Consider the following 22,762-nt stretch of genomic DNA (forward strand, 5'->3'; position numbering starts at 1 on the left):
TTCGGAATCTGGGCTCATAACCTCAGAAGAGCAGCCCAAATGGCCAAATAAGCAACGATTAACGGATACAGTTACACGGTAGCCCCCTGAGATTCACCACAATGAGATGCTTCTGCCAAAAAACGATTTTTTCAGGAGTAACTAGCTAACGCTGCGCCGAGTGGGGCCCAAAACACTGAGCGTGTCAATCCTCGTCCTTCACATCGTAGCTTTCCGGAATGGGTTCGTGCTTGATGTGCTCCTCCCACTCCCGCAGCTTGCGGATCTGCTCCCGATGATGGTTGAACTGCTCTTTGTTGATCAAGTACTCGGTCCCGTTGTGAACGGCACGGATCCGGCCTTCCGCGATCTTTTCCAGAATAAACGTTTCGGGCAGTTCGAGATAGGCAGCGGTTTCTTTAACGGTCAGATAGGTTTTCGTTGGTTCCATTCCATCTCGCTTCCAGCTCTGTTTTTTGCTTTTCAAACCCCGGTTTTCCCAAAAGCGCGTACATGTTGGCCTTGTACGCCTCTACGCCTGGCTGGTCAAACGGATTGACGCCCAAGAGGTAGCCGCTGATGCCGCATGCCTTTTCGAAGAAGTAGATCAACTGCCCGAGGTGATAGGCCGACACTTCCGGAATTTCCACCACCAGGTTCGGCACCCCTCCGTCGACATGGGCGAGCAACGTGCCTTCAAACGCTTTTTTGTTGACGAAATCCATTCCCTTGCCGGCGAGGAAGTTCAATCCGTCCAGGTTGTCCTCATCCTCGTGGATCGTCACATCGACAGCCGGTTTCGTCACATGCAAAACCGTTTCAAACAGATTGCGCATCCCGTCCTGGATGTACTGCCCCATCGAGTGCAGGTCGGCGGAAAAGTCGACTGACGCCGGGAATATGCCCTTGCCGTCCTTGCCTTCGGACTCGCCGAACAGCTGCTTCCACCACTCGGTGAAATAGCGGAACTGCGGCTCGTAGCTGACCAACAGCTCGATGGTTTTTCCTTTGCGGTACAGTGCGTTGCGGACGGCGGCGTACTGGTAGCAGGGGTTGTCGGACAGCTCCGGTGTCAGGTAACGCTGGCGGGCATCTGCAGCTCCCTGCATCAACGCGTCAATATCGGCTCCGCTCGCCGCGATCGGCAAAAGGCCGACCGCTGTCAACACCGAGTAGCGGCCGCCCACGTCGTCCGGGATGACGAATGTTTCATAGCCTTCCTCTGCGGCCAGCTGTTTCAACGCCCCGCGCGTCTTGTCAGTGGTGGCGTAGATGCGTTTGCGGGCTTCCTGCCGCCCGTATTTTTTCTCCATGTAGCCGCGGAACAGCCGAAACGCAATCGCCGGTTCACTCGTAGTCCCTGATTTGGAGATGACGTTGATGGAGACGTCCTTTCCTTCCAGGACGTCCATCAGGTGGGTGACGTAGATGGGGCTGATATTATTGCCGACGAAGTAAATTTCCGGGGTCTTCCGTTTGGATTTCGGCAGCAGGTTGTAGAAGCTGTGCCCGAGAATATCCACAGCCGCTTTTGCCCCCAGGTAGGACCCCCCGATGCCGATGACCAGCAGCACGTCGGAGTCGGATTGGATCTTTGCCGCCGCCTGTTTGATGCGGGCGTACTCCTCCCGATCGCAGCTGACGGGAAGATCCAGCCAGCCGAGGAAGTCATGACCCGGTCCCGTTTTCTGATGAAGCATCTCGTGCGCCTGCTTCACCGCGGGAGCCAGAAATTCCCACTCGTGAGGCTGAACGAAAGGGAGAGCTTTGGAAAAATCAAAGGATAGCGCCTGGTTCATATGTCCCTCCGAAATAGGTGTTCTGCCTCCTATGTTAACATGAACGTCACACTCTGGCCTATTTACTTTGATCCATTTTGTTACCTTTTTCCATTTTGAACAACAAGCACCCCAACCTTTCATTCGGCCGAGGTGCTTTGCTTTCTATATGATTTACGCCGGACCGGTGTCCGTCAACAGCTTCAAGAGGAAAAACAGCATGATACCGGCACCGGTCACGACGATCCAAAGCGTCTTGCTGCCAGGTTTATCCTCCTTCACCATACCGAGCAGCCTCCAGGTCCCCAGCGCCACGCAGAGGACGCTGACAAGCAGCAGGAACGTGCCCATGCTTCCCCTCCTTTCCCTTCGTATTACCTATATGGGAAATGGGAGGAAAAAATCCATCGGATCAGGTCGTGGGCTCGTCCGTTTTTTCGCGCTTCTTTTTGCCTAGACGGGACACGACACTCCGTCCCCGCTCTTTGATCTCTTCGCGGCGAAGGTCCAGCTGGTGCCGCTTCATGCGACCATTTTTGGAAGTGTCAGGCCGACGATCCCGATCGTCCATCAGCTGTACTTGCCTCCGCCTTTTTTCTCGTATTCGTTCAACAGTTCAGCAAAGCTCTTGTTGCGTTCCTTTTCCTCCTGCTCCCGGCGTTTTCGCTCGACTGCCTCCTGCTCTTCCCGCTCCTTGGCTGCTTTTACGTCTCTCTCCAGTTGTTTTAACCTGGCCAGCGCGTCCTCGTTCAGCATCTCCTTGAAGCTCTGGCCCGTCCTGGTTTCCTGCACCACGCCGGTTGTATATGTCTGATTACGGTTCATTTTCTGCTGTTTTTTGGCCATTTTGTCATCCCCTTCTTACTAAAGTCCTTCATTACATTCTGCCGTTTTGGGTCATACTACAGTCATGCACCCAAAGAGGAGGGCAGAACATGCGAAACAAAGCCAAAGACTTCGGAAAAACCGCAGAAATTCGCGGCCCCAAGGCGCAATCCGAGGCTGTCCGCTCCGATGGCTCCATAAATAGTGAACCACAAGAACGCCTAAAAGAAAACCGGTAGTATAACCCGCAGGCTCCGCCGTAACGAACCGCCGTCATGTCTATTTCATGCGGTGGTTTTTCTTCGCCCGCTTCGGGTCGGACGTGCTTTCCGGGGGATGCTCCTGTTTGAGCAGCAGCAGTTTGTCAGCAATTTGAAAACGGTACCCGGATTGAACCAAGCGTCTGGCCATTTCCTGCTCCATCTCTTTTCGCGGCAGTGTCTTGAACCTGCCGGCATCATGAAAAGCCCACCGCGGCAGGGAAACATGGTTCGTTTGAAACAGCGGCCAAATTCTGCCGCCCTTTTCCCGGATCGACTGCCTTCGCTCCGCGTCCGCGCAGGACAAGCCGATATGAAACGGCAGTCCGCTTGTGATCTGCTTTTCCTCAAGCAGCGGAACCACTTTTACGTTGGTGTGCGGACGCTTGATCTGGGGATAATGCTCCAGCCATGCCTCGCATTCATGGTGCTGAGCCAGACTGAACCGCGGATAGTACACCGAGTAAATGCGACGCTGACCGATCCCGAGCAGCACCAGCCGATCATCCTGAAGGTGAGCCTGCCGATGGGTTCCGACAAACTCCCGCGGAACAATCATGTCGCAGCCCAGCAAAATCACACTGCATCCTTTTGCCTTCTCTACACCGCCATTCAGCAACTGAGAGCGGGAAAGCTGACGGCGGGAGCGGTGGCACCGAAGCGGATAGTGGGCAGAGAAGCGGCTGACTCTCTCTGCCGTTCCATCGGTCGACGCATTGTCCATTACAATCACTTCAAAATCATCAAATGACGTATATTGAAGATTCAGACTATACAGGGTGTAAAGGAGCCGATCGACCGCATTTCTGGAAGGTATGACTACGCTCGTAAACATCGGATCTCCCCCTTCTTAGTGGCGAAACTACTTCGAGCTTCATCCATGCGAAGCCACATCCAGGTGCCCGTAGGGTGCTTCTTAGTGGCGAAACTACTTCGAGCTTCTTCCTTGCGAAGCCACATCCAGGTGCCCGTAGGGTGCTTCTTAGTGGCGAAACTACTTCGAGCTTCTTCCATGCGAAGCCACACCCAGGTGCCCGTAGGGTGCTTCTTAGTGGCGAAACTACTTCGAGCTTCTTCCATGCGAAGCCACACCCAGGTGCCCGTAGGGTGCTTCTTAGTGGCGAAACTACTTCGAGCTTCTTCCATGCGAAGCCACACCCAGGTGCCCGTAGGGTGCTTCTTAGTGGCGAAACTACTTCGAGCTTCGCTTTTGTGTATCCTATGCCACCTTCCGACAATATGGCTGGGCGCAGGGACTAGTCAAAAAGTAGGAACGAGACCGGCGCATAAGGAGGAGAGAGATTAGGCATACTCGTTACAGGATTCCTTAAGGAGGGAATAAGCGATGGACAACCGTACGCGAGGGAACGACCCCGTAGAAAATGTCGCCATCGACGGTACGCTCCCGCACCAGATTGAGGCACCCGATTTCAAAAAGTCTGCGAAAAAAATGGAAAAACCCTTCGTCAACGAATTCGGCGTTGTCATTGGAGACAGCTTCTACAATTCACCCGAGTCGCCGTTGAACCAGTGGAGCACCGAGACGGACCCGTCCGTGATGGCAGGGGACCGCTGGGTGCATCCGACCAACGACATCGGCTGGAACACCACGGAGAACAAGGAATTGCTGGAAAAGAAACCGCCCAAAGGCGTTCCGTTTATGCATCCCACGATTGACGTCAGCCACGGAAAAGACTGACACTTTTTCGCTCGCTCAGAACGGGCAGCGCCGCTTCCAAACAAGCGGCGTTTTTTTAGTGTATAAGAATTTATAAATTTGGACATCCCATACAGCCGCTAGAAAAGTGTTCGGGGCCCCGCCCGGCGAAGCGCAAATACGGGGCCCCTAAAATATCGGAATACTCTGCATAGCTACTCTTCACTTTTTGGGGTGGTCTTGAGCCGGGTGGGATATTTCCATTTGTGGTACAATGGGTGGGCAAATGAACGGGAGAGGAGAGAATCTCTGTGACAATCCAACTGCGCATCCATCCGGAGTTCGCACGGGCCTACCAGCGGTACGCCGACTTTCGCCCCGGCGACACGCTGCGCTTGTACGCGCGTACGGGAGGTCCCGGAACAGGCGGACTGTTTTATGCCATTGAAAAAGACGAGGTCCTACCCGGCGACGCAGTGTTTGAAGTTGAGGGGCTGCGTTTTGTCGTTCGCCCCGGTGATTTCTGGTACTTTGACGGCGCCGAGCTGAACTACGATCCGCTATACGGCGAATACGGCTTTTCCTTCCGCAATACACGGTTGGAGGAGTAGGGAAACTTTTTTACCATTTATTCGTATATACGATTGAACCTCAGCTTTCGTATCCTCCGGGAGGACTGTTTGGATGAACAAAACCCGTTCCACTTTTCTTGCCATCGGCGCTTTTTTGCTGGCCAATTTGAAATGGCTGGGCACTTTTTTGAAATTCTCCAAGTTCGGGACTACTTTTCTTTCCATGATCGTGAGCCTTGGCGCTTACGCCTGGCTGTACGGCTGGAAATTCGGCGCAGCGCTCGTCTATTTGATCTTTGTGCACGAAATGGGGCACGTGATTGCCGCCAAACGAAAAGGAATCCGCACTTCGCCCGCGGTCTTTATCCCGTTTGCCGGTGCCTTTATTTCCATGAAGGACCAGCCGAGGGACGCTCGCACGGAAGCCTATCTTGCTTACGGAGGGCCGCTCGCGGGGATGCTTGCCTTCCTGCCCGCTCTGCCGCTCTACTGGTGGACGGGGCATGACTTTTGGGCGCTGGTGATTTTCCTCGGGGCGATGATCAACCTGTTTAATCTGCTCCCGGTTTCTCCGCTGGACGGAGGCCGGATCGTCTCTGTGCTGTCCACGAAGATCTGGTTTTTCGGTCTGCTGGGGCTTTTGGCCATGCTGGTGTTTTCTCCTGATCCGCTGCTGTTCCTGATCTTCCTGTTCGGCTTGATGACCTGGTGGAATCGACTGCGGGAGGGTTATCAACAGCGGGTCCTGTCCTATGAAAAAGAAAAGCTGCTCGATTTCCTGGACGAACTGGCACAGTGGCCCACGCTCGCGGAAACAGCGGAGACTCGTGCCCGCCTGATGACGCAAAGCTATTTTTACGCTGCAGCCAAACCGCCGAAACAGCGCTTCTTTTTGCCGTTTTTCCACGACGACCGACGATTTGAGCGGGACCGCATCCGGTTGGATAAGGAGTACGCGGAGCGCACCTGGGAGCTGTTCCAGCTGTGGGAACGGACACCCGTGCTGTTCCTGGACGGCAACCCGCTGCGGCCCGTCCCCTCTCCCCTGCTGGCTGAGGCGGAGCAGGAGGCCCGTGAGAGACTGCGCAAACTGGGCGAGCAGCTGGACCGGTTGGCGACCTACTACGACTCACCGACGAAAACGAAGTGGAAGGTTCTCGTGGCATACCTGGCGCTGGCCGGCGCACTCTCCCTGTTCCTTTTGTACGGTTCATCCCTGTTAAACAGGTAATGATTCAAGAAAACCCACCCGGCATTAGCTAACGCTTCGCCGGGCGGGGCCCCGAACACTTTTCTAGCGGCTGTATGGAATGTCCAAATTTATAAATTCTTATATGCGGACAAAAACGTCTGGTGTTCACAGCCAGACGTTTTTCATGTAAGCCGTTCCGAATAGAAACATGGCGTCCTAACCATCTAGCCCCATCTACGAAACAAAAACATAAGAGAGGGATTCACCACCTCGTTTTTCACCCTAAATACCCTTGTTTTGGGTGAAAACAGCCCCCCTTCCGCTTTGATTCAAAATCTTTTTCCTCGTATACTAAAAGTGAAAATTTGTAAAAAAAGCTGATTACGAAAGGATGACTCTTTTTTTGGAAAGCGTCCCGATATTACTCAATTTGCTCTTGGTAGCCTTTCTTGTTTTCCTCAACGGTTTCTTCGTTGCCGCCGAGTTTGCTCTTGTAAAAGTGCGGCAAACCCGACTGGCGCAGCTTGTAAACGAGGGAAACAAGCGAGCCGCTTACGCCCAAAAAGTAACGCAACAGCTGGATGCTTATCTATCGGCATGTCAGGTAGGGATTACTCTTGCCTCCCTGGGATTGGGATGGGTGGGTGAACCCGCCATTGCCCACATGATCATCGAGCCGTTACTGGGCCATTGGCAGCTGCCGGATTACCTGATTACCACCCTCTCCTTCGGGATCGCTTTTGCGATCATTACCTTCCTGCACATCGTGTTGGGAGAGCTGGCTCCAAAGTCCTTGGCGATTCAAAAAGCGGAAGCTGCCTCTTTGTGGGTGGCAGTTCCCTTGATGCTGTTTTACAAACTGTTCTTCCCTGCCATCTGGTTCCTGAACGGGACAGCGAACCGCTTGCTGAAACGAATGGGATTGGAGCCCGTATCAGAGCACGATGCAGCCCACACCGAAGAAGAGATTCGCATACTGGTAAACGAAAGCCATAAAAGCGGGCACATCGATCAAACGGAGCTGGCTCTGGTGGACAACGTGTTTGAGTTCTCCGAGACACTCGCCCGCGAGATTATGATTCCGCGTATCGAAATGGTTTGCCTGTATACCTCCAATACGTATCAGGAAAACCTGAATACGATTCGTTCCGAACGGCATACCCGTTTCCCGGTTGCGGATGAGGACAAGGATAACATCATTGGTTTTGTACACTCGTCAGATTTTTATCTGGCAGCATTAAACGGAGAGGATGTCCGCTTGGATAAGCTGCTTCGTCCCGTGCTTACCGTCCCGGAATCCATGGAAATCAGCCACGTGCTTCGCTTGATGCAAAAGCGCCGTTCCCAATTAGCCATCGTCATCGATGAGTACGGTGGCACGGCAGGCCTCTTGACCATGGAAGATATCCTGGAAGAGATCGTGGGTGACATCCGGGATGAATTTGACGGAAACGAGCGACCTGAAATTGAAAAAGGAAAACACGGGATGTCTGTCTCCGGTCAGATGCTGCTTGACGATTTGAACGATCACCTGCCGTTTGAATTAGAGTCGGAAGACGTCGATACGATTGCCGGTTGGATCTACAGTCAGTTGAACGAAGACATTGCTGTTGGCCGATCGATGGAATGGGAAAACCATCTGTTCACCATTACGGAAATGGATAACCACCGCATCACGCGGATCTCCATTACTCCTGTTGTCAAAAATAGGGAAGAACAAATTGAACAGCCTGTGCTCGTTTCGTAATGCTTACTGCTTCACAATGATAAAAACCCACCTGTTCCGTACCATCAACGGATACAGGTGGGTTTTCATGTTACGGGCACAACGAATTACAGTTCGTCGTCGCCAAATCCAAAATCAAATCCTCCGTCATCGCCGCCCTCATCATCAAACAGATCACCTGCTGACTCCGCCGCTTCCGACATCAGTTCGCCAAGCAGAAGTCCGCCGAGCAAACCGGCAGCCATTCCCCCGATCATGCCGCCCATGCCGTGACCATGATGTCCGTGGTACCCCTGCTGGTAGGTTGCCATCGATACATACGGGATAGTTTGGGGGTTGTTCGCAAATCCCTCAATCTTCTCCATAAGGTAGCGGGCCAATGCCTCTTCCCTTCCGTCCTCCAGCAGGTCGTTCGTGACCACGATCTCGACCTTGTGCTCCTTTTCACGGGAAAACAGTCCGGGCACCGCGATATCCAGTTCGACCAACATGCGCAGCTCCTCCGGTGTGTCAAAAAAGATCACTTCCAGTTCGTTGAGCGGAACCCCCATTGGTCTGCCGGGGAAAAACGAGAATTCCTGGCCGTACGGCGTCAGCTTTCCCGAGTCGGGCTTTTGGCGGAAATCATTCCGCAGTAGAGCCTCGATCACCTTTTCAATCCGTTTTGGCGGGAGAATCTGCACATAGTCCAGATCGGTCGGGTCAAGCGACATTTCCACGTCCAGTTTGGTGTGCAGAAAATACTGCAGGGACGGGGTGGAAACGGCAAGGGAAGCCGGGATCTGGAACGTGAACGGAATGTCCTGCACAAACGGTTTGGGCTGCACGGCAAAGCCTTTTAACACCGGAATCGATTGCACAGGACGGGTTATTTCCTGGCCGTTTATGTACGTCTTCATCAACAGGAGCACACTCAGTTCGGAAATGCGCTGTTCCACGCTTCCGCCTTCGATGTGAATCGTTCCTGTCATGGTTTCACCAAGTCGGAAAGACGGCTGGTCCAGTCGCAAATCCACAATCGCTGCACCTACGCCAAACTTTGCCATCAACTTTTTCAACATGGATTGCTCCTCCTCATATTATCGAACTCTTATATTATTAGTTTACTGCGGATTACGTAATCTCCGCCATATCTTTCTTGTCCCAGTCGCGAACTTTGTTTTACCCTATATTCTGCCTAAACTGTGAAGCTTACATGACACTTCTGTTTTTGGCGACCCCGCGTTTTTATGTTACAATGATTGTAAGAAAAATCACAATCAAAGGGGGATGGAGAGTTGACGGAATCTACCGCGGCATTGACTCATCAAAGGCTTTCCCTGCTGAAGATCATCAAACGCTCTCTTTTTATTTTCCTGGGAGCCGTGCTTGTGTCTGTAGGTCTGGAAATTTTTTTGGTCCCAAACCGCATTATTGACGGAGGGATAGTTGGAATATCGATTATCCTTTCCCATCTGAGCGGATGGGCATTGGGCTTGTTTTTGTTTCTCTTGAACCTGCCGTTCTTGATCATCGGTTACAAACAGATCGGGAAAACGTTTGCCATATCCACGCTGTTTGGCGTCACCGTCATGTCAATCGGCACGACACTTCTTCATCCTGTTCCGGGATTGACGGAAGACCCGCTCTTGGCGGCAGTTTTCGGCGGGATCATTCTCGGGATTGGCGTCGGGATGGTCATTCGCTACGGGGGCTCGCTGGATGGGACGGAAATTGTGGCGATCCTGTTTACCAAGCGAACGCCGTTTTCAGTGGGCGAAATTGTCATGTTCATCAATGTGTTTATTTTGGCCAGCGCAGGCTTTGTCTTTGGCTGGGACCGGGCCATGTACTCTCTTATCGCCTATTACATCGCTTTCAAGATGATTGATCTGACGATCGAAGGCTTTCAGGAGTCCAAATCGGTGTGGATTATCAGTGACAATCACAAGGAAATCGGCGATGCCATCGTGGCTCGTCTCGGACGGGGCGTGACGTACCTGAGCGGAGAAGGCGGTTACACCGGCGACGATAAAAAAGTGATTTTCTGCGTCATCACGCGTCTGGAGGAAGCGAAACTGAAGCTGATTGTCGAAGATATCGACCCGTCAGCATTCCTCGCGGTCGGAAACATTCACGACGTGAAGGGCGGGCGCTTCAAGAAGAAAAGCATTCACTAAGAGACCCAAAGCATACAAAACAGGCAGGAACCGTCATATCGGTCCCTGCCTGTCTGTTTGTTTGGACTAGAAAATCAGAAAGCCCAGACTGATAATAGCACCGGTTACGAACAGCATCATCAGGCAGTAGCCCATAATGTCGCGCGCGCCCAGCCCAGCGATAGCCAGCGCCGGAAGTGCCCAGAACGGCTGAATCAGGTTGGTCCAGGCATCTCCCCAGGCGATCGCCATTGCCACTTTGGCATTGGATACGCCCAACTCTGCAGCAGCCGGCAGCATGATCGGCGCCTGTACCGCCCATTGTCCGCCGCCGGAAGGAACAAAGATGTTGACCAAGCCGGCACTCCAGAAGGTAAACAGCGGGAAAGTCGTCGCCGTCGAAATGCTGATAAACCAGTTGGAAATGGAAGCAGCCAGTCCGGATGCAGTCATCATGCCGATTATACCGGCATAGAACGGGAACTGGACAACGATTCCCGCCGAGCCTTTGATCGCTTCGCCCATGGCGTCAAGGAAGCGACGCGGCGTGCCGTGCAGCAAAATCCCCAGGAACAAGAAGATGATGTTGACGATATCCAGGTTCAGCTTGAAGCCCTTCTCCACGAAATACCCGATGATAAACGCGAAGCCCAGCAAGGAGACAAGCAGGGAAACAAACCGGCTGTTTTCCAACTTGTCCGCAGGCGTGTCAGCGGTCGCTTGTGCTGCAGCCATCTCCTCCTGAGCCAAACCAGGTCCTTTGTACACGACCGTATCTTTTTCCGATGGCATCATGAGGCGGTTCACAATCGGAAGAATGATGATAATTCCCAGAACGATCGCGATGTTAAAAGGAGCGAAAATCGTTTCAGAGGTAGGGATAATTCCGATCAAATCCTGCATGGTGTGCTTCTCGGTCGCAATCGTCAGAGGGACCGAACCCGACAACCCACCATGCCAAACGACAAAACCGCTGTAAGCGCTTGCAATCAACAGGCGATAATCTACTTTCTCCACTTGACGGGCGACCTCTTTGGCAAGCAGGGCCCCGATTACAAGCCCGAATCCCCAGTTGAGCAACGAAGCCAGGCACGAGACAAAAGTGGTGAGCACGATTGCCTGGCCCGGAGTTCTCGCAATCCCGGCAACCGAACGCATTCCCTTCTTGAAAATCTCCGTACTTGCCAGCGTATGTCCGGTCACGAGCACGAGTACCATCTGCATGGAGAAGCTCAGCAGGCTCCAGAACCCGTTGCCCCAGAAGTTGACCATCTCCATCGGGCTCTTTCCGTTCACGAACATGCCTGCCACGAAGACCACTAATGTAAGGATGACGGCAAATAAAAACGGATCGGGCAAATAGCGCTGCACCATTCGTACTGATGCATTGGTAAGTGATTGAAACACAGGAAATCCCCTTTCTAAAAAAAGTGATAAGGAACAATACTTTGAAAATGCATAAAACGTGCCAGAGAAAAAAGCGCCGAAATTGAAGGCGCTTTCATGTCGTTTCCACGTATAGCTGACTACTTTTTGCACAAGCTGTATCTTTTTTATTCATCTTCTTCCCTATCAAGACCGTATGCTTCAATTTTGTACAGCAAGGCCCTTCGCGACATGCCGAGAAGCCTTGCCGTCTGAACCTTGTTGCCGCCGGTCTTTCGCAGCGTGCGCCGGATCACTTCCCGCTCCACTTCCTGCAGGATCTCCCGCATGGTTCTCCCCTCAAAGCGAATGCCCGCGGCCACCTGGGCTTCAACCTTCCCTCCGGCCGGCAGATGGGTCTGGAGATGTTCCGGCAATATGGCCGCGCCGTTGACCATTACCATTGCCCGCTCGATCACGTTTTCCAGCTGTCGCACGTTTCCCGGCCAATCAAAAGCGATCAGCATCTCCATGGCTTCCTGGTTGATCGTGCGAATCGGTTTGCCCATTTGCCCGCGAAACTTGGCGAGGAAGTGTTGGACCAGAAGCGGAATGTCTTCCTTTCGCTGACGCAGAGGCGGAACCCAAATCGGTACGACGTTGAGCCGGTAGTATAAATCCTCGCGAAACAAGCCCCGCTTCATTCGCTCCACCAAATTCTGATTGGTGGCGGCGATGATACGGACGTCGACCGGTACTGCTTCCAGCCCGCCCAGCCGGGTAATCGACCGCTCCTGAAGCGCGCGCAGCAGCTTTACCTGCAGCGGCAGACTGAGCTCGCCGATTTCGTCCAAAAAGAGCGTTCCTCCATCTGCGAGCTCAAACATGCCGGGTTTTCGTCCGGCCGCGCCCGTAAAAGCCCCACGTTCGTAGCCGAACAGTTCGCTTTCCAGCAGATTCTCCGGAATCGCCCCGCAGTTGACGGAAATCAGCGGCTTGTCCCCCCGTGCACTGTTCGCGTGGATGGCACGGGCGATCAGCTCCTTGCCTGTTCCGCTCTCACCTTGAATCAGCACCGTCGCTTTGGTCATGCTCACTTTGCCGACAAGCTTGTACACTTCCTGCATCTTGGAGCTTAGACCAACGAGGTTGTTCGGTCGTTCCGGCTTTTCCTCCAGCGGCTCTTCCCGTTCTGCTGTCTGACGATTGGCCAGTGCTTTGGCTACCACCTGCTTGACCTGCGCCAGGTCAAACGGCTTTTGTACGTAGTCAAAGGCGCCCCATTTCATCGCTTCCATCACGTCGTCGGCTGAACCGTAAGCCGTCATCATCACCACGTTGGGCTGCGGCCCATCGCTTTGCTTCAACCGACGGAGCGTCTCCATCCCGTCCAGCTCGGGCATGCGCAGATCGATCAGCATCACGTCAGGAAGGAACGACGGCATCATCTCCAGCGCCTGTGCCCCGCTGGCCGCTTCCTGCGTCTCGTATCCTTCTTTACGAAGGGCAGTGGTCAGCGCTTTTCTCACATTGGCTTCATCGTCCACCAGTAAAATGCGTTGCGTCATACGTCACACCCCCTCCTTTTTCACAGGCAGTTCCACGGTAAAGCGGACACCGTTCGGCACGTTTTGCACGGAAATATTGCCGCCGTATGCTTGAACAATCCGCTGTGAGATGGACAGACCGAGACCGGTTCCCGAAGGTTTGGTCGTAAAAAACGGCTCGAAGATCGAATTCAGATGCGCTTCGGCTATCGGCTGCCCGTCATTCGTGACATGTACCCAGACGCAGTGCTCGTCCCCCTCTGTTTGCAGCTGAAGTCCGCCTCCCTGAGGCATGGCCTGCAGCGCATTGAGCAGGATGTTGAGGAAAACCTGCTTCAACAGCTCAGGTGAAGCCTCCACCGGCGGCAGGCCAGGAAAATACTGTCTGGTTAGTTCCACCTTCTGCTTGGCGGCCTTTCGCTTGAGCAGCAAGAGCGTCTGCTCCAGCACGTCATGGATGACCACGGGAACATTGCGCTCCTCTTTCGGGCGGGAAAACAGCAGCAGCTCGTCGGTAAACTGGTTTAACCGCTCCACCTCTTCCACAATGATGGCAGTATATTCGCGGCTGTCGTGCTCAGCAGGCAGATCCTCCTCGATGATCTGGGCGAACGCCTTGATGGACGTAAGCGGATTTCTCACTTCATGGGCGATGCTGGCTGCCAGTTCTCCGATGACGGCCAGGCGTTTGGCCTGAGCGAGCTGCGCCTCCATTGTCTTCCACTCCGTTCGATCCTCCAGAACGACAATGGCCCCCAATACGTCACCGGCCGGGCTGCGCAAAATGGACGTGCTTGCCTTGACAGACCGCTCCCCCTGCGGGTGGCAGTACCGCCATTCCACATCGCGATTGGTACGCCCCGATTGAAGCGTATCCTGGAGCGCCGATACGAGCGTCTCCTCTCCGGTAAACAGCTCCTCATAGGAACGGCCGATCGCATGGTCGACAGCAATACCGGTTATATCGGATGCTGCCTGATTCCAGGCCTGTACCACTCCGTTGTGATCCAGCGCGATTACCCCGCTGTCCATGCTGTGAATGATGTTTTCCGTATGCGTTCGACTCGCCTGCAGGTCCGCAGCCAGTTTGTTGATCGCGTCGGTGATTTCCCCCGGTTCCCCGGCCAGCCGTCTCATGCGAAAGGAGAGATTGAGGCTAAGCTTGTGCAGCCCCGCCTTGATCTCAGCCAGGATTACTTCCAGTCGGTGCATTAATAACCCGCTTACCGCCGCCGCCGCCATACCGCCAATCCCCAGGATGGCGAAAATGCTCTGTCGCATTCCGGCAAGCTGGACGTCAATGCTGCTCATCAGCTCGTTGCCCCAGGCGTATCCGATAACCTTGCCGTTGCGGTACAGGGGGGTCATCGCGTTCATGATGTTCCCGCGCACCTGTTCACCGACGGCGACGTCCACCGTACCGCTTTGCAGGACCCGTCGGCCAGGGTGCTTGTCAGGGATGGACTTGCCTACGTGTTGATGCATCTCACTGCTTGGTCCGTACGTAACAATCGCATCCAGATCGGCAGCGTAATACCCCACGCCTACGCCGGGATGTAAACGAGCGATTTCATCGGTAATTGGCATAAGCGCGCGGTTCAGCGCCTGTATTTTCTCCGGACGTGCAGCATCCTGCATGCCCGATTCGCGCAGGATTTCGTCAAAATCTTTTGACAACGCACGGTCGAGTTGTTGGGTAATGGCAATCAGCTTTTGTTTTTTTTCCTCCAACAACGCCTGTTCCGCAGCCTGCAGCAGGACGATGCCCGTCACGAGAATGGGCAGCAACGTCACGGCAATGACGGAAGCGACGAAGCGGATTCGGTAAAAATAGGCTTTCATTATGTATCCCTCAGCTTTATAAGCAAGCGTCTTCCATGCTATTCTATCATACATACCGTCTCATAGGAGAAAGGAGCACCACCTATGGTTCACGTTCTCTTTGTCTGTCTCGGCAACATCTGCCGCTCCCCCATGGCGGAGGCAGTCTTTCGCCATCTGCTGGCAGAAGAAGGACTCTCCGAACGGATTGCCGTCGACTCGGCTGGAATAGGCGGATGGCATGCCGGAGAGCCGCCCCATGCCGGTACCCGCAAGGTATTGTCTGAGAGAGAAATCGCCCATGATACGATCCGCGCCCGACAGATTACGCCAGAAGACTTTGACCGCTACGACTACATCATCTGCATGGACGAAGAAAATCTGGCCGCGCTGCAGCGCATGGCCCCAAAAGGAAAACAGGTATACCGCCTGCTCGACTTCGCCGCTCATCTGCCGGAACGAAACGTGGAAGATCCCTATTACACCGGCCGTTTCAACTATGTCTATGAGCTGGTGGAAGCCGGCTGCCGCGGTTTGCTGGAGCATATTGCAAGAGAAAAAGGATAGCGATTTTGACCCGCTATCCTTTCTTCTTTTCCGGTTTTATTTCGGCGGCGATGATAGATTTCGCAAGATGGCCACCTCGACCCGGCGGTTTTTCGCCCGGCCCTCCGGAGTGGAGTTGGAGGCAACCGGATGGTACTCTCCTTTTCCGGTGGCGCTGAATTTGCTCGGATCCAAGCTCTTGTTTTCCAGCAGGATTTTCAGGAAGTTCACCGCACGCTTTACGCTCAAATCCCAGTTGGAGGGAAACTCCGGCTTGTTGATCGGAACGTTGTCCGTATGGCCTGTAACCGTCACCTGTTTCGGATGGGGGACGAGCATGGCCGACATCTCTGTGGCCAGCTTCCGCGCCTCGGGCTTCAGTGCGGCACTTCCGGAATCAAACAGAGCGTTGTCCAGAATGGTAATCAGCAGACCTTGCTCTGTCAGCCTGGTCTGCAGCTTGTCCTGCAGCTGGTTTTGCTGAATATAGCCTTCCAGCTGCTGCTGCAGCTTTTGCAGGTCTTCGGTCTCCTGCTTGTACTCCCGCTCAAACTTCTTCTGCTCTTCCGTCTTCTCCTGTTCTTCCTGCTGGCTGCGGTTGAACGTCTGCTGTGCCATACTGGGATCGATCGGTACGGCGCTTGGCTGATCCAACACGCTGACGCCGCCGTTCAACGCAACGTTAAAGGAACGCATGAGTTGATCAAACTTGGCCGCATCAATTTTGCTGGAGGCGAACAACACGATGAACAGGGCGAGCAGCAGGGTAAGCAGGTCGGCGTACGGAATGAGCCACGTTTCGTCCATATGCTCCTCATGATGGTGTTTCCGCGCTTTTTTAGCCATTTACGGGAACAGCCTCCTCCTTCTTCTCTTCCTTCGCTTCCGCGCGTTCGTTGGACGGGAGGTAGACGAGGAGTTTCTGTTCGATGGCCGCCGGCGATACGCCTGCTTGAATGGAGAGCAGGCCTTCCACCATGATTTTTTTGATCTCAATTTCCTGTTTGGACTTGCGCTTCAGCTTGTTGGCAAAAGGGTGCCACAACACGTAACCGGTAAAGATACCGAGAAGTGTCGCTACGAACGCAGCCGCGATGGACACGCCGAGCGCGTCGATATCACTCAGATTCCCAAGGGCCGCGATCAAACCGACCACGGCACCCAGTACCCCGAGGGTCGGGGCGTAGGTACCCGCCTGCGAAAAGATCTGGGCGCCGGCCAGATGACGATCTTCAATGGCATGGATTTCTTCGTTCAATACGTCGCGGACAAACTCCGGTTCGCCGCCGTCGATAATCATCTTCATACCGTTCTTTAAAAACGGGTCCTGAATCTCGTCCGAAGTGTTTTCCAGCGCAAGCAGACCTTCGCGGCGCGCAATCGAAGCCCAATTCATGAACTGGTCAATCAGTTCGCGTTTGGACGGAAGCGATTGTTCCGTAAAGATAATTTTGAACAAGACCGGGATCCTCTTGATTTCCGCCATGGGAAATGCGTTAAAAAGGGAGGCGGCCGTACCGACAATAATAATCATAAACGCTGCCGGGTTGAGAAGCGACGTCAGGTTGGCGTGCTTCAGCACCATACCCAGACCTACTGCGAGGACTCCTAGAACAATACCTATGATGGTCGACTTTTCCATTGTGACACTCCCTACCTCACGTTATCTACATCTCTCTATATATGTTTTCGGTAATTACAGCGCTGGATGTGAGGGATAATGTCACTTTTTCCTCTACACTTTTTGGGGATCAGCCAAACCACTGGATGAGACATACCATCGCGAGAAGTCCGACAATAAACGAAAACGTCGCGGAACGCTCATGGCCGTCCCCGTGGCTTTCGGGTATCAGTTCTTTGTACACGATGAACAGCATCGCCCCGGCAGCAAACGACAGGCCGTACGGAACCATTCCCTGCACGAATGAGGTGAGGTAATTTCCCGCGAGTGCCGAGACGATTTCGACCGATCCGGTCAGGGTGGCAAGCAGAAAAGCTTTCCCCCTCCCCACCTTTTGGTTGATCAGGAACAGAGCGACGAGAAAGCCCTCCGGCGCGTTCTGCAGCCCGATGGCGAAGGCGATCAGCCCCCCCAGCCCCGTTTGTTCGCTGGAGTAGCTAACCCCGACGGACAGCCCCTCCGGAATGTTATGTAGCGTAATGGCGGACAGAATCAACAACGATTGCGTATCCATGGAAATGTTCATCCGCGAGTGCTCCAGGTCGATGTGCGGAATCACACTCTCCAACAGGGTGAGCGCGGTCGTCCCGGTCAACACCCCCAGACAGACGATCATCAGATTGGAAGCTTCCAACGCCTGCGGGATGAGACTGAACGTCGAGGCCGCCACCATGATCCCGGCGGTAAAGGCGAGTAAAATATCCCGCCAGCGGTGCGTCACCGCTTTGAAAAACAGTATGGGCAGTGCCCCGACACCGGTGGACAGGGCCGATAACACGCTTCCGACAAGCACTTGTTCCATCTAGATATCCTCCATCTGCGGCAGCCACCTTTTACCGCTTACGATCTCCAATGTACGCAAAAAGAACCAGAGAAACCCCGCGTAAAACCCAATGAACGGCCGTTGAAACGAGGCCGGGCGATTCCGTTCAAACACGAAGTGGCCCGTCCATGCGCAGGCGTAGTGAAGGATGGCGCAGCCAACCGTAACCCGCCAGTCGATCAACAGCGCAACCCAGCCCACACTCGCAGCGAAAAACGCCAGGTAGTGAAGCCACTGGTTGCGTTTGTCCCTGTGGGCCCGCTGATACATGATCAGATCGTGCAGAACCCTCTGCTTCATCGTACGCTTGCCCCCTCTTCTTCATACCTCAATCATACCACGACGACAATCAGCACGAAGACCGGGAAAACAAAAAAACCAGCGTCCTGACAACGCTAGTTTCCGTAAGCGAGAATTTGTTCGAGGCGCTTTTCCTCATTGAGCATCGGGCAGGTGTAGCAGCATTTCCCTCCCTGCAGGCGGTACTGGAAGCAGCACTGCTTTCGGATGCGAATGGGATGATCCGCTTCGGTCGGGTGCGGAATCACCGTAAAGTCGTTGTTCATGGGATTGCGGTCCCGCAGTCCAAACAGTTTGGGATCCGCTTTCTTGGTAAGGAAGTGAAAATCGCCCCTGATTTGTTCGCGGAGTTCGTCTGTTTCCGCCCGCCTCATGAATTCGTCGTAATAATAGTGAATGATGTAGGCGGTATGCGACCACAGGACGTTGGTATGAATACCCGTATACGAAGCAAGAGCCGAGATGAGCGGCTTTATCGTGTCACGAAACATTCGTTCCGCCACCTGCTCTCTCCAGCGCTCCCGATCTGCGGGATCCGGCCTAAAGCCCCCCGCCTCGCGCAAGTGAAAGCGAGGCAGACTCCAGGAGCCTTCTGCGCACAGCGTCACATTCGGCAGGGAGATGTTCAATTCAACGGAATGGTGAGACATTGTGTAAAGCCCGCCGGAAAGCAGTGCCAGGAAGCGTTTGAAAAACAGGGAGGCGGTCACAACGTACGAGGGGGAATGAATATGGCTGCCCACCTCTTGCAGGAATCTTTTTCCTTCTTCCTTGTGCAGCAGGCTGGCAGCGGAAAACCGCAGCGGCGCCTCCGGTTCCGACGCGATATGGATACGAAACGCTCTTTCCAAAGCTGAGACGTTCAACTCAGGGTACATACGCCATCCCTCTCTATGCTCATAAAGCAAACAATGATTTTCATTATCAATAGATTTCCTGTTTTTATTATAAAAAATGCCACCTCCTGTTACAAGTGGCAAAAAAAAGCCCAGCATGCTGCCAGGTCACGTCTCCGCCCGAAAGGTTTTGCCCAGCTCGTTCCCCAACCCGAAATAGTGACGGAAATTGTAGATGAGCGGGTTCCACTTTTGTGGATTGACGTAATGATCCCCCGCCACAATGTCCGTATGGGCGTGGACACGCACAGCTTCCGTCTCAACGACGGCAAACTGCCCGGAATCTTCGGGAATGCGGATATGCTTTACCTGTGCCTCGATCTGCAGCGGGCACTCCTTGATCCGGCAGGGCGCAATCTTCTCTGATGGGATCTGCGTCAATCCGGCGGCAGCAAATTTATCCTTCTCAAATCGAAATCCAAGCTGACGCTTATATTCGGGAATCGGGTCCATACCGGTTAGGGGAGCCAGCGCTTCCACCTGCCGCCACAGCGTCGCGTCCGGGATGTTGATGACGCACTCCGGGTGCCGCCCCAGGTTTTCCATCGCTTTTCCGCCAAGACCAATTCCCAGCACGATCGTATGGCCAAGAGCCCATGAGGACGAAATCGGACTGATGTTGGTCGATCCATCCTCGTTCAACGTCGTAAGCAAAACAACAGGGGTTCCGTAGTACAGAATTTTCGGCTGAATGGCAACATGACTGGTCATAAAATGAATTCCTCCTCACTTTTATGAAACTACCTCCTTCATTGTAATGGACCATTATTTCCATTATCATCGAAATATGAATGCAAAGGAGTGATCTCGAGTGAATGTACCCAATCTCGTTGAGGTCTCAGCGCTGATCGGCGACCCGTCACGCTCTGCCATCCTGCTTAGCTTGATGGACGGAAGAGCTTTGCCGGCGGGTGAACTGGCGCACAGGGCACGCATTTCTCCCCAGACTGCAAGTTCCCACTTGAACAAGCTGGTAAACGGCGGACTGCTTGCGGTGGAAGCACATGGACGGCACCGCTACTACCGCCTGAGCGGAACAGAAGTGGCCAAGGCTTTGGAAGGCCTGCTGTCGATCGCTCCGCCGCCGAAGATCCGCTCGCTTCGCCAATCGGACGAAATGAAAAAGCTGGGTTATGCTCGAACGTGCTACGACCACTTGGCCGGTTCCGTTGGGGTTAAGCTGACGGAGAGCCTGCTGAAGCGAGGACTGCTGGAAGAAGCGGGGCAGGAGTACGTGTTGACAACGAAAGGAGCTGAAACATTTACTGCCTTTGGAGTTGACCCCTTTCCCGTTAAACGGGGAAGAAGAGCGTTTGCCCGTCCTTGTCTCGACTGGACCGAGCGGCGTTACCACCTGGCCGGGTCGTTAGGTGCAGCGCTTACGAACCGCCTGTTTAAACTCGAATGGCTGGAGGGTACTTCTTCCCGAGCGGTGAAGGTGACGGAGGCAGGCCAGGAAGGTCTGTACCAAATCTTTGGGGTTTCCCTTTGACACACATAAAAAAAAGCCCCTCCTGTTCAGAGAGGCTTAGCCGATCTCATAGTACGCAGAGCCGATCCGCGCGATGATACGGTCATACCTGCTGCGGCGAATGGGCGTCATTCCAGCGGGAGCACCGGGTCTGAACCTGTAGAGGTAGGCAAAATCCGGCCGTGCGGCACCCTCCATCATAAAGGCGGAACGAACGGCACCAGGTCTTCTTTCATTATTCAAATGCCGAATAATCTCCCGAGCACCTACGATGCCGATCCCATGCCCATAGTAGAGACCCTCTCGCATCACGACAGCGTTTTCTCCCTGCCATTCAGGGGTGTCCGGGTTGACATCCGGGTTTTTGAAATAGACCACGTCTCCCGGCAGGTGAACGGTCTCCTCAATCGTCGTCAATCCCAGATCCTTGTCGTAGTGCCAATCGTACAGCAGCATGTCGGCGAACAAACGGTTGAAAGCCCCCTCGTCGATCGAGGCCAAAACAGCCCGGTAGTATACGATCACCATCGCGGTGGCACACTCAAAGGCGTATTTTCTTCCATTGCGATAAATGTCCCGGATCCCATCGGACGGCCTCACATTTTCACGGATCCGAAAGCCGCCGAAGTCGGTCAAACGCCACAGCTCCTCGTTGCACCGGGACTCTTTGAACGTGGCGAATGAGACCCCGCTGTAGTTCAGTGCACCTGCTGCTCCCACGATATGGTTTCGAAGGGTAAGCTCAAACCGAAAATGTCCTGTGTCCGGATACGAAAAAACAATCGGGCTGGCCGCCATGCGGCCGATTATCTCCAGCTGAACGTCTGTCCATTGCTGTTCAGTGCGCAGCGTCGAAGGAGTGACGACTTTGTCCCCAATTTTAATCATGCCTGCATCCTCCCGTTGTACTGGTTGATAATGTATATGCCTAAGACTCGACGGTTTTCCGAAAATATAGGATAATCAAAGAAATTTATTTTGATAGGAGAACCAGGAGGAGGTTAAAGGATGGAGAAACACTACGAGGTCATCGTCGTCGGAGCTGGTTCCATGGGGATGGCTGCCGGTGCATATCTGGCCAAACAAGGGAGAAAAACGCTGCTTCTGGACGCGTTTGATCCGCCCCATACCTTTGGAAGCCATCACGGGGATACCCGAATCATTCGTCACGCGTACGGCGAAGGAAAGCAGTACGTGCCTCTCGCTTTGCGGGCACAGCAGCTATGGAATGAACTGGAGGAAGAGTCAGGTCTTTCGCTCTTCAGCCGGACAGGCGTCCTTTGCGCCGGAAAAACCGGCAGCCCGTTCATCCAGGAAGTGAAGGACAGTGCCGAAGAGTTCGCGCTGCCGTTGGAAGTGCTGCAGGCAGAGGAAATCCGCTACCGCTGGCCGGGAATAACCGTCCCCGATGAGGTTACCGGCTGTTACGAACCTGTGTCCGGCGTGCTGTTCAGCGAAGACTGCATTCGCGCCTACCGCAACATGGCGCTTGCCCTCGGGGCCACCATCGTCACCCATACTCGCGTGGAGCGAATCGAAATTCTCTCTGACGGGGTCATTGTCGAAACAAAAGAGGGCAGATATGCTGCCGACTCTCTGGTCGTGAGCGTTGGCGCTTGGGCCAACAAGCTGTTGTCCTCGGTCGGTTTGCCGCTTCCTTTGCAGCCGACACGAAAAACCATTGCCTGGTTTGATGCCGACGAGTCGTTGTACGGTCCGAATGCCTTTCCCGCTTTCTTGTTCCATCTGGAACACGAACAATACTACGGATTTCCCAATTTCAACGGCACAGGGGTAAAGGTGGGCCGTCACGACACCGGTCATCCGGTCGATCCCGATGCCATGAACCGTGAATTCGGCGCCTATCCCGAAGACGAAGGTGATGTCCGGTCATTTCTCAAGAGGTACATGCCGCAGGCGGCGGGCACCCTCAAGCAGGGAAGGGTGTGCCTCTACACGCTGACTCCTGACGAACACTTCATCATTGACCGTCATCCGCTGCATTCCCATGTCGTGATTGCCGCCGGTTTTTCCGGTCACGGCTTCAAGTTCGCCAGTGCGGTTGGAGAGATTGCCAGCGAATGGATTACTACCGGGAAGACCTCCTACGATCTGTCCATGTTCTCTCTCAAGCGCTTCGCCCCGGTCACCTAAACATGCGGAAAAGCCCTTCCAGCCTGATTGG

Annotated in this window: 26 protein-coding genes; 9 read left to right on the forward strand and 17 right to left on the reverse strand. The window is 54.0% G+C overall.

Annotated features, from left to right (window positions below):
- Positions 1–184: 184 nt before the first annotated feature.
- The 5 genes from ACE99V_RS06805 to ACE99V_RS06825 all read right to left on the reverse strand — a co-directional run bounded on the left by ACE99V_RS06805 (position 185) and on the right by ACE99V_RS06825 (position 2,603).
- A complete protein-coding gene (locus ACE99V_RS06805; RefSeq protein ID WP_400490310.1) occupies positions 185–430 on the reverse strand; it encodes an excisionase family DNA-binding protein in 246 nt (81 codons plus the stop codon).
- Positions 399–1,778 (reverse strand): glucose-6-phosphate isomerase, encoded by a 1,380-nt coding sequence (locus tag ACE99V_RS06810; protein ID WP_400490311.1) that lies wholly within the window; start codon positions 1,776–1,778, stop codon positions 399–401. The genes ACE99V_RS06805 and ACE99V_RS06810 overlap by 32 nt, the downstream gene beginning before the upstream one ends.
- Before the next feature lie 153 nt (positions 1,779–1,931).
- Positions 1,932–2,108: a hypothetical protein gene (locus tag ACE99V_RS06815; RefSeq protein ID WP_400490312.1), complete on the reverse strand. Its 177-nt coding sequence runs from the start codon at positions 2,106–2,108 to the stop codon at positions 1,932–1,934.
- A gap of 61 nt (positions 2,109–2,169) precedes the next feature.
- Entirely contained in the window at positions 2,170–2,328 is a 159-nt protein-coding gene (locus ACE99V_RS06820) for a hypothetical protein (protein WP_400490313.1), read from the reverse strand.
- A complete protein-coding gene (locus tag ACE99V_RS06825; RefSeq protein WP_400490314.1) occupies positions 2,328–2,603 on the reverse strand; it encodes a YqkE family protein in 276 nt (91 codons plus the stop codon). Before ACE99V_RS06825 ends, ACE99V_RS06820 begins: the two co-directional genes overlap by 1 nt.
- Positions 2,604–2,692: 89 nt before the next feature.
- Here ACE99V_RS06825 and sspK point away from each other — a divergent pair, with 89 nt between their 5' ends.
- Complete coding sequence (gene sspK / locus ACE99V_RS06830) at positions 2,693–2,821, forward strand: small acid-soluble spore protein K (protein ID WP_400490315.1); 129 nt, start codon at positions 2,693–2,695, stop codon at positions 2,819–2,821.
- Between the two features lie 40 nt (positions 2,822–2,861).
- Here the strand turns inward: sspK and ACE99V_RS06835 are convergent, their stop codons facing one another.
- A complete protein-coding gene (locus tag ACE99V_RS06835) occupies positions 2,862–3,677 on the reverse strand; it encodes a glycosyltransferase family A protein (RefSeq protein ID WP_400490316.1) in 816 nt (271 codons plus the stop codon).
- A gap of 510 nt (positions 3,678–4,187) precedes the next feature.
- Here ACE99V_RS06835 and ACE99V_RS06840 point away from each other — a divergent pair.
- From ACE99V_RS06840 to ACE99V_RS06855, 4 genes are all read left to right on the forward strand, one after another.
- Entirely contained in the window at positions 4,188–4,541 is a 354-nt protein-coding gene (locus tag ACE99V_RS06840; protein WP_400490317.1) for a DUF3905 domain-containing protein, read from the forward strand.
- Positions 4,542–4,810: 269 nt separating this feature from the next.
- Entirely contained in the window at positions 4,811–5,110 is a 300-nt protein-coding gene (locus ACE99V_RS06845; protein WP_400490318.1) for an iron-sulfur cluster biosynthesis family protein, read from the forward strand.
- 73 nt (positions 5,111–5,183) lie between these two features.
- Positions 5,184–6,302 (forward strand): site-2 protease family protein, encoded by a 1,119-nt coding sequence (locus ACE99V_RS06850; protein WP_400490319.1) that lies wholly within the window; start codon positions 5,184–5,186, stop codon positions 6,300–6,302.
- Positions 6,303–6,666: 364 nt separating this feature from the next.
- Positions 6,667–8,010: a hemolysin family protein gene (locus ACE99V_RS06855; RefSeq protein WP_400490320.1), complete on the forward strand. Its 1,344-nt coding sequence runs from the start codon at positions 6,667–6,669 to the stop codon at positions 8,008–8,010.
- Between the two features lie 86 nt (positions 8,011–8,096).
- Here ACE99V_RS06855 and ACE99V_RS06860 read toward each other — a convergent pair whose 3' ends face one another.
- On the reverse strand, positions 8,097–9,050 hold the full coding sequence (locus ACE99V_RS06860; protein ID WP_400490321.1) for a sporulation protein: 954 nt from the start codon (positions 9,048–9,050) through the stop codon (positions 8,097–8,099).
- Positions 9,051–9,287: 237 nt separating this feature from the next.
- On the opposite strand from ACE99V_RS06860, the gene ACE99V_RS06865 reads away from it, so the two are divergent.
- Positions 9,288–10,148, forward strand: a complete 861-nt coding sequence (locus ACE99V_RS06865; RefSeq protein WP_400490399.1) for a YitT family protein — start codon at positions 9,288–9,290, stop codon at positions 10,146–10,148.
- Positions 10,149–10,214: 66 nt separating this feature from the next.
- Here ACE99V_RS06865 and ACE99V_RS06870 read toward each other — a convergent pair whose 3' ends face one another.
- From ACE99V_RS06870 to atoS, 3 genes are all read right to left on the reverse strand, one after another.
- The gene (locus ACE99V_RS06870) at positions 10,215–11,534 is read right to left on the reverse strand and encodes a short-chain fatty acid transporter (protein ID WP_400490322.1); all 1,320 of its coding nucleotides are present in this window, start codon (positions 11,532–11,534) and stop codon (positions 10,215–10,217) included.
- A gap of 146 nt (positions 11,535–11,680) precedes the next feature.
- Positions 11,681–13,060 (reverse strand): sigma-54-dependent transcriptional regulator, encoded by a 1,380-nt coding sequence (locus ACE99V_RS06875; protein WP_400490323.1) that lies wholly within the window; start codon positions 13,058–13,060, stop codon positions 11,681–11,683.
- 3 nt (positions 13,061–13,063) lie between these two features.
- Positions 13,064–14,881: a two-component system sensor histidine kinase AtoS gene (gene atoS / locus ACE99V_RS06880; RefSeq protein WP_400490324.1), complete on the reverse strand. Its 1,818-nt coding sequence runs from the start codon at positions 14,879–14,881 to the stop codon at positions 13,064–13,066.
- A gap of 84 nt (positions 14,882–14,965) precedes the next feature.
- Here atoS and ACE99V_RS06885 point away from each other — a divergent pair, with 84 nt between their 5' ends.
- Complete coding sequence (locus ACE99V_RS06885) at positions 14,966–15,427, forward strand: low molecular weight protein-tyrosine-phosphatase (protein WP_400490325.1); 462 nt, start codon at positions 14,966–14,968, stop codon at positions 15,425–15,427.
- Positions 15,428–15,463: 36 nt separating this feature from the next.
- On the opposite strand, the gene motB is transcribed toward ACE99V_RS06885, so the two are convergent.
- From motB to ACE99V_RS06915, 6 genes are all read right to left on the reverse strand, one after another.
- Entirely contained in the window at positions 15,464–16,252 is a 789-nt protein-coding gene (gene motB, locus ACE99V_RS06890; protein WP_400490326.1) for a flagellar motor protein MotB, read from the reverse strand.
- Positions 16,245–17,048 (reverse strand): flagellar motor stator protein MotA, encoded by an 804-nt coding sequence (motA, locus tag ACE99V_RS06895; protein WP_400490327.1) that lies wholly within the window; start codon positions 17,046–17,048, stop codon positions 16,245–16,247. Before motA ends, motB begins: the two co-directional genes overlap by 8 nt.
- A 109-nt stretch (positions 17,049–17,157) precedes the next feature.
- Positions 17,158–17,889 (reverse strand): ZIP family metal transporter, encoded by a 732-nt coding sequence (locus ACE99V_RS06900; RefSeq protein WP_400490328.1) that lies wholly within the window; start codon positions 17,887–17,889, stop codon positions 17,158–17,160.
- A complete protein-coding gene (locus ACE99V_RS06905) occupies positions 17,890–18,210 on the reverse strand; it encodes a DUF962 domain-containing protein (protein ID WP_400490329.1) in 321 nt (106 codons plus the stop codon).
- A 95-nt stretch (positions 18,211–18,305) separates the two neighbouring features.
- A complete protein-coding gene (locus ACE99V_RS06910; RefSeq protein ID WP_400490330.1) occupies positions 18,306–19,088 on the reverse strand; it encodes an IucA/IucC family C-terminal-domain containing protein in 783 nt (260 codons plus the stop codon).
- A gap of 126 nt (positions 19,089–19,214) precedes the next feature.
- Positions 19,215–19,817 (reverse strand): flavin reductase family protein, encoded by a 603-nt coding sequence (locus tag ACE99V_RS06915; protein ID WP_400490331.1) that lies wholly within the window; start codon positions 19,815–19,817, stop codon positions 19,215–19,217.
- 100 nt (positions 19,818–19,917) lie between these two features.
- Between ACE99V_RS06915 and ACE99V_RS06920 the strand changes: the two genes are divergently transcribed.
- Positions 19,918–20,598: an ArsR/SmtB family transcription factor gene (locus tag ACE99V_RS06920; RefSeq protein ID WP_400490332.1), complete on the forward strand. Its 681-nt coding sequence runs from the start codon at positions 19,918–19,920 to the stop codon at positions 20,596–20,598.
- 36 nt (positions 20,599–20,634) lie between these two features.
- On the opposite strand, the gene ACE99V_RS06925 is transcribed toward ACE99V_RS06920, so the two are convergent.
- The gene (locus ACE99V_RS06925) at positions 20,635–21,465 is read right to left on the reverse strand and encodes a protein-glutamine gamma-glutamyltransferase (protein ID WP_400490333.1); all 831 of its coding nucleotides are present in this window, start codon (positions 21,463–21,465) and stop codon (positions 20,635–20,637) included.
- 120 nt (positions 21,466–21,585) lie between these two features.
- Between ACE99V_RS06925 and solA the strand changes: the two genes are divergently transcribed.
- Positions 21,586–22,731 carry an N-methyl-L-tryptophan oxidase gene (gene solA / locus ACE99V_RS06930; protein WP_400490334.1) on the forward strand — a complete coding sequence of 382 codons (1,146 nt, stop codon included), beginning with the start codon at positions 21,586–21,588 and terminating at the stop codon, positions 22,729–22,731.
- Positions 22,732–22,762 lie beyond the last annotated feature (31 nt).

It is taken from the genome of Brevibacillus soli (genome assembly GCF_044759095.2).
Classification (GTDB): Bacteria; Bacillota; Bacilli; order Brevibacillales; family Brevibacillaceae; genus JBIYSM02.

What these genes read in the sequence shown, in the direction of transcription:
- ACE99V_RS06900 (WP_400490328.1), bottom strand. Translation starts at nt 17,889, where the DNA reads ATGGAACAAGTGCTTGTCGGAAGCGTGTTATCGGCCCTGTCCACCGGT.
- ACE99V_RS06905 (WP_400490329.1), bottom strand. Translation starts at nt 18,210, where the DNA reads ATGAAGCAGAGGGTTCTGCACGATCTGATCATGTATCAGCGGGCCCAC.
- ACE99V_RS06860 (WP_400490321.1), bottom strand. Translation starts at nt 9,050, where the DNA reads ATGTTGAAAAAGTTGATGGCAAAGTTTGGCGTAGGTGCAGCGATTGTG.
- ACE99V_RS06820 (WP_400490313.1), bottom strand. Translation starts at nt 2,328, where the DNA reads ATGGACGATCGGGATCGTCGGCCTGACACTTCCAAAAATGGTCGCATG.
- solA (WP_400490334.1), top strand. Translation starts at nt 21,586, where the DNA reads ATGGAGAAACACTACGAGGTCATCGTCGTCGGAGCTGGTTCCATGGGG.
- sspK (WP_400490315.1), top strand. Translation starts at nt 2,693, where the DNA reads ATGCGAAACAAAGCCAAAGACTTCGGAAAAACCGCAGAAATTCGCGGC.
- ACE99V_RS06910 (WP_400490330.1), bottom strand. Translation starts at nt 19,088, where the DNA reads ATGTACCCTGAGTTGAACGTCTCAGCTTTGGAAAGAGCGTTTCGTATC.
- ACE99V_RS06885 (WP_400490325.1), top strand. Translation starts at nt 14,966, where the DNA reads ATGGTTCACGTTCTCTTTGTCTGTCTCGGCAACATCTGCCGCTCCCCC.
- motB (WP_400490326.1), bottom strand. Translation starts at nt 16,252, where the DNA reads ATGGCTAAAAAAGCGCGGAAACACCATCATGAGGAGCATATGGACGAA.
- ACE99V_RS06850 (WP_400490319.1), top strand. Translation starts at nt 5,184, where the DNA reads ATGAACAAAACCCGTTCCACTTTTCTTGCCATCGGCGCTTTTTTGCTG.
- ACE99V_RS06915 (WP_400490331.1), bottom strand. Translation starts at nt 19,817, where the DNA reads ATGACCAGTCATGTTGCCATTCAGCCGAAAATTCTGTACTACGGAACC.
- atoS (WP_400490324.1), bottom strand. Translation starts at nt 14,881, where the DNA reads ATGAAAGCCTATTTTTACCGAATCCGCTTCGTCGCTTCCGTCATTGCC.
- ACE99V_RS06805 (WP_400490310.1), bottom strand. Translation starts at nt 430, where the DNA reads ATGGAACCAACGAAAACCTATCTGACCGTTAAAGAAACCGCTGCCTAT.
- ACE99V_RS06810 (WP_400490311.1), bottom strand. Translation starts at nt 1,778, where the DNA reads ATGAACCAGGCGCTATCCTTTGATTTTTCCAAAGCTCTCCCTTTCGTT.
- ACE99V_RS06825 (WP_400490314.1), bottom strand. Translation starts at nt 2,603, where the DNA reads ATGGCCAAAAAACAGCAGAAAATGAACCGTAATCAGACATATACAACC.
- ACE99V_RS06815 (WP_400490312.1), bottom strand. Translation starts at nt 2,108, where the DNA reads ATGGGCACGTTCCTGCTGCTTGTCAGCGTCCTCTGCGTGGCGCTGGGG.
- ACE99V_RS06875 (WP_400490323.1), bottom strand. Translation starts at nt 13,060, where the DNA reads ATGACGCAACGCATTTTACTGGTGGACGATGAAGCCAATGTGAGAAAA.
- motA (WP_400490327.1), bottom strand. Translation starts at nt 17,048, where the DNA reads ATGGAAAAGTCGACCATCATAGGTATTGTTCTAGGAGTCCTCGCAGTA.
- ACE99V_RS06840 (WP_400490317.1), top strand. Translation starts at nt 4,188, where the DNA reads ATGGACAACCGTACGCGAGGGAACGACCCCGTAGAAAATGTCGCCATC.
- ACE99V_RS06925 (WP_400490333.1), bottom strand. Translation starts at nt 21,465, where the DNA reads ATGATTAAAATTGGGGACAAAGTCGTCACTCCTTCGACGCTGCGCACT.
- ACE99V_RS06835 (WP_400490316.1), bottom strand. Translation starts at nt 3,677, where the DNA reads ATGTTTACGAGCGTAGTCATACCTTCCAGAAATGCGGTCGATCGGCTC.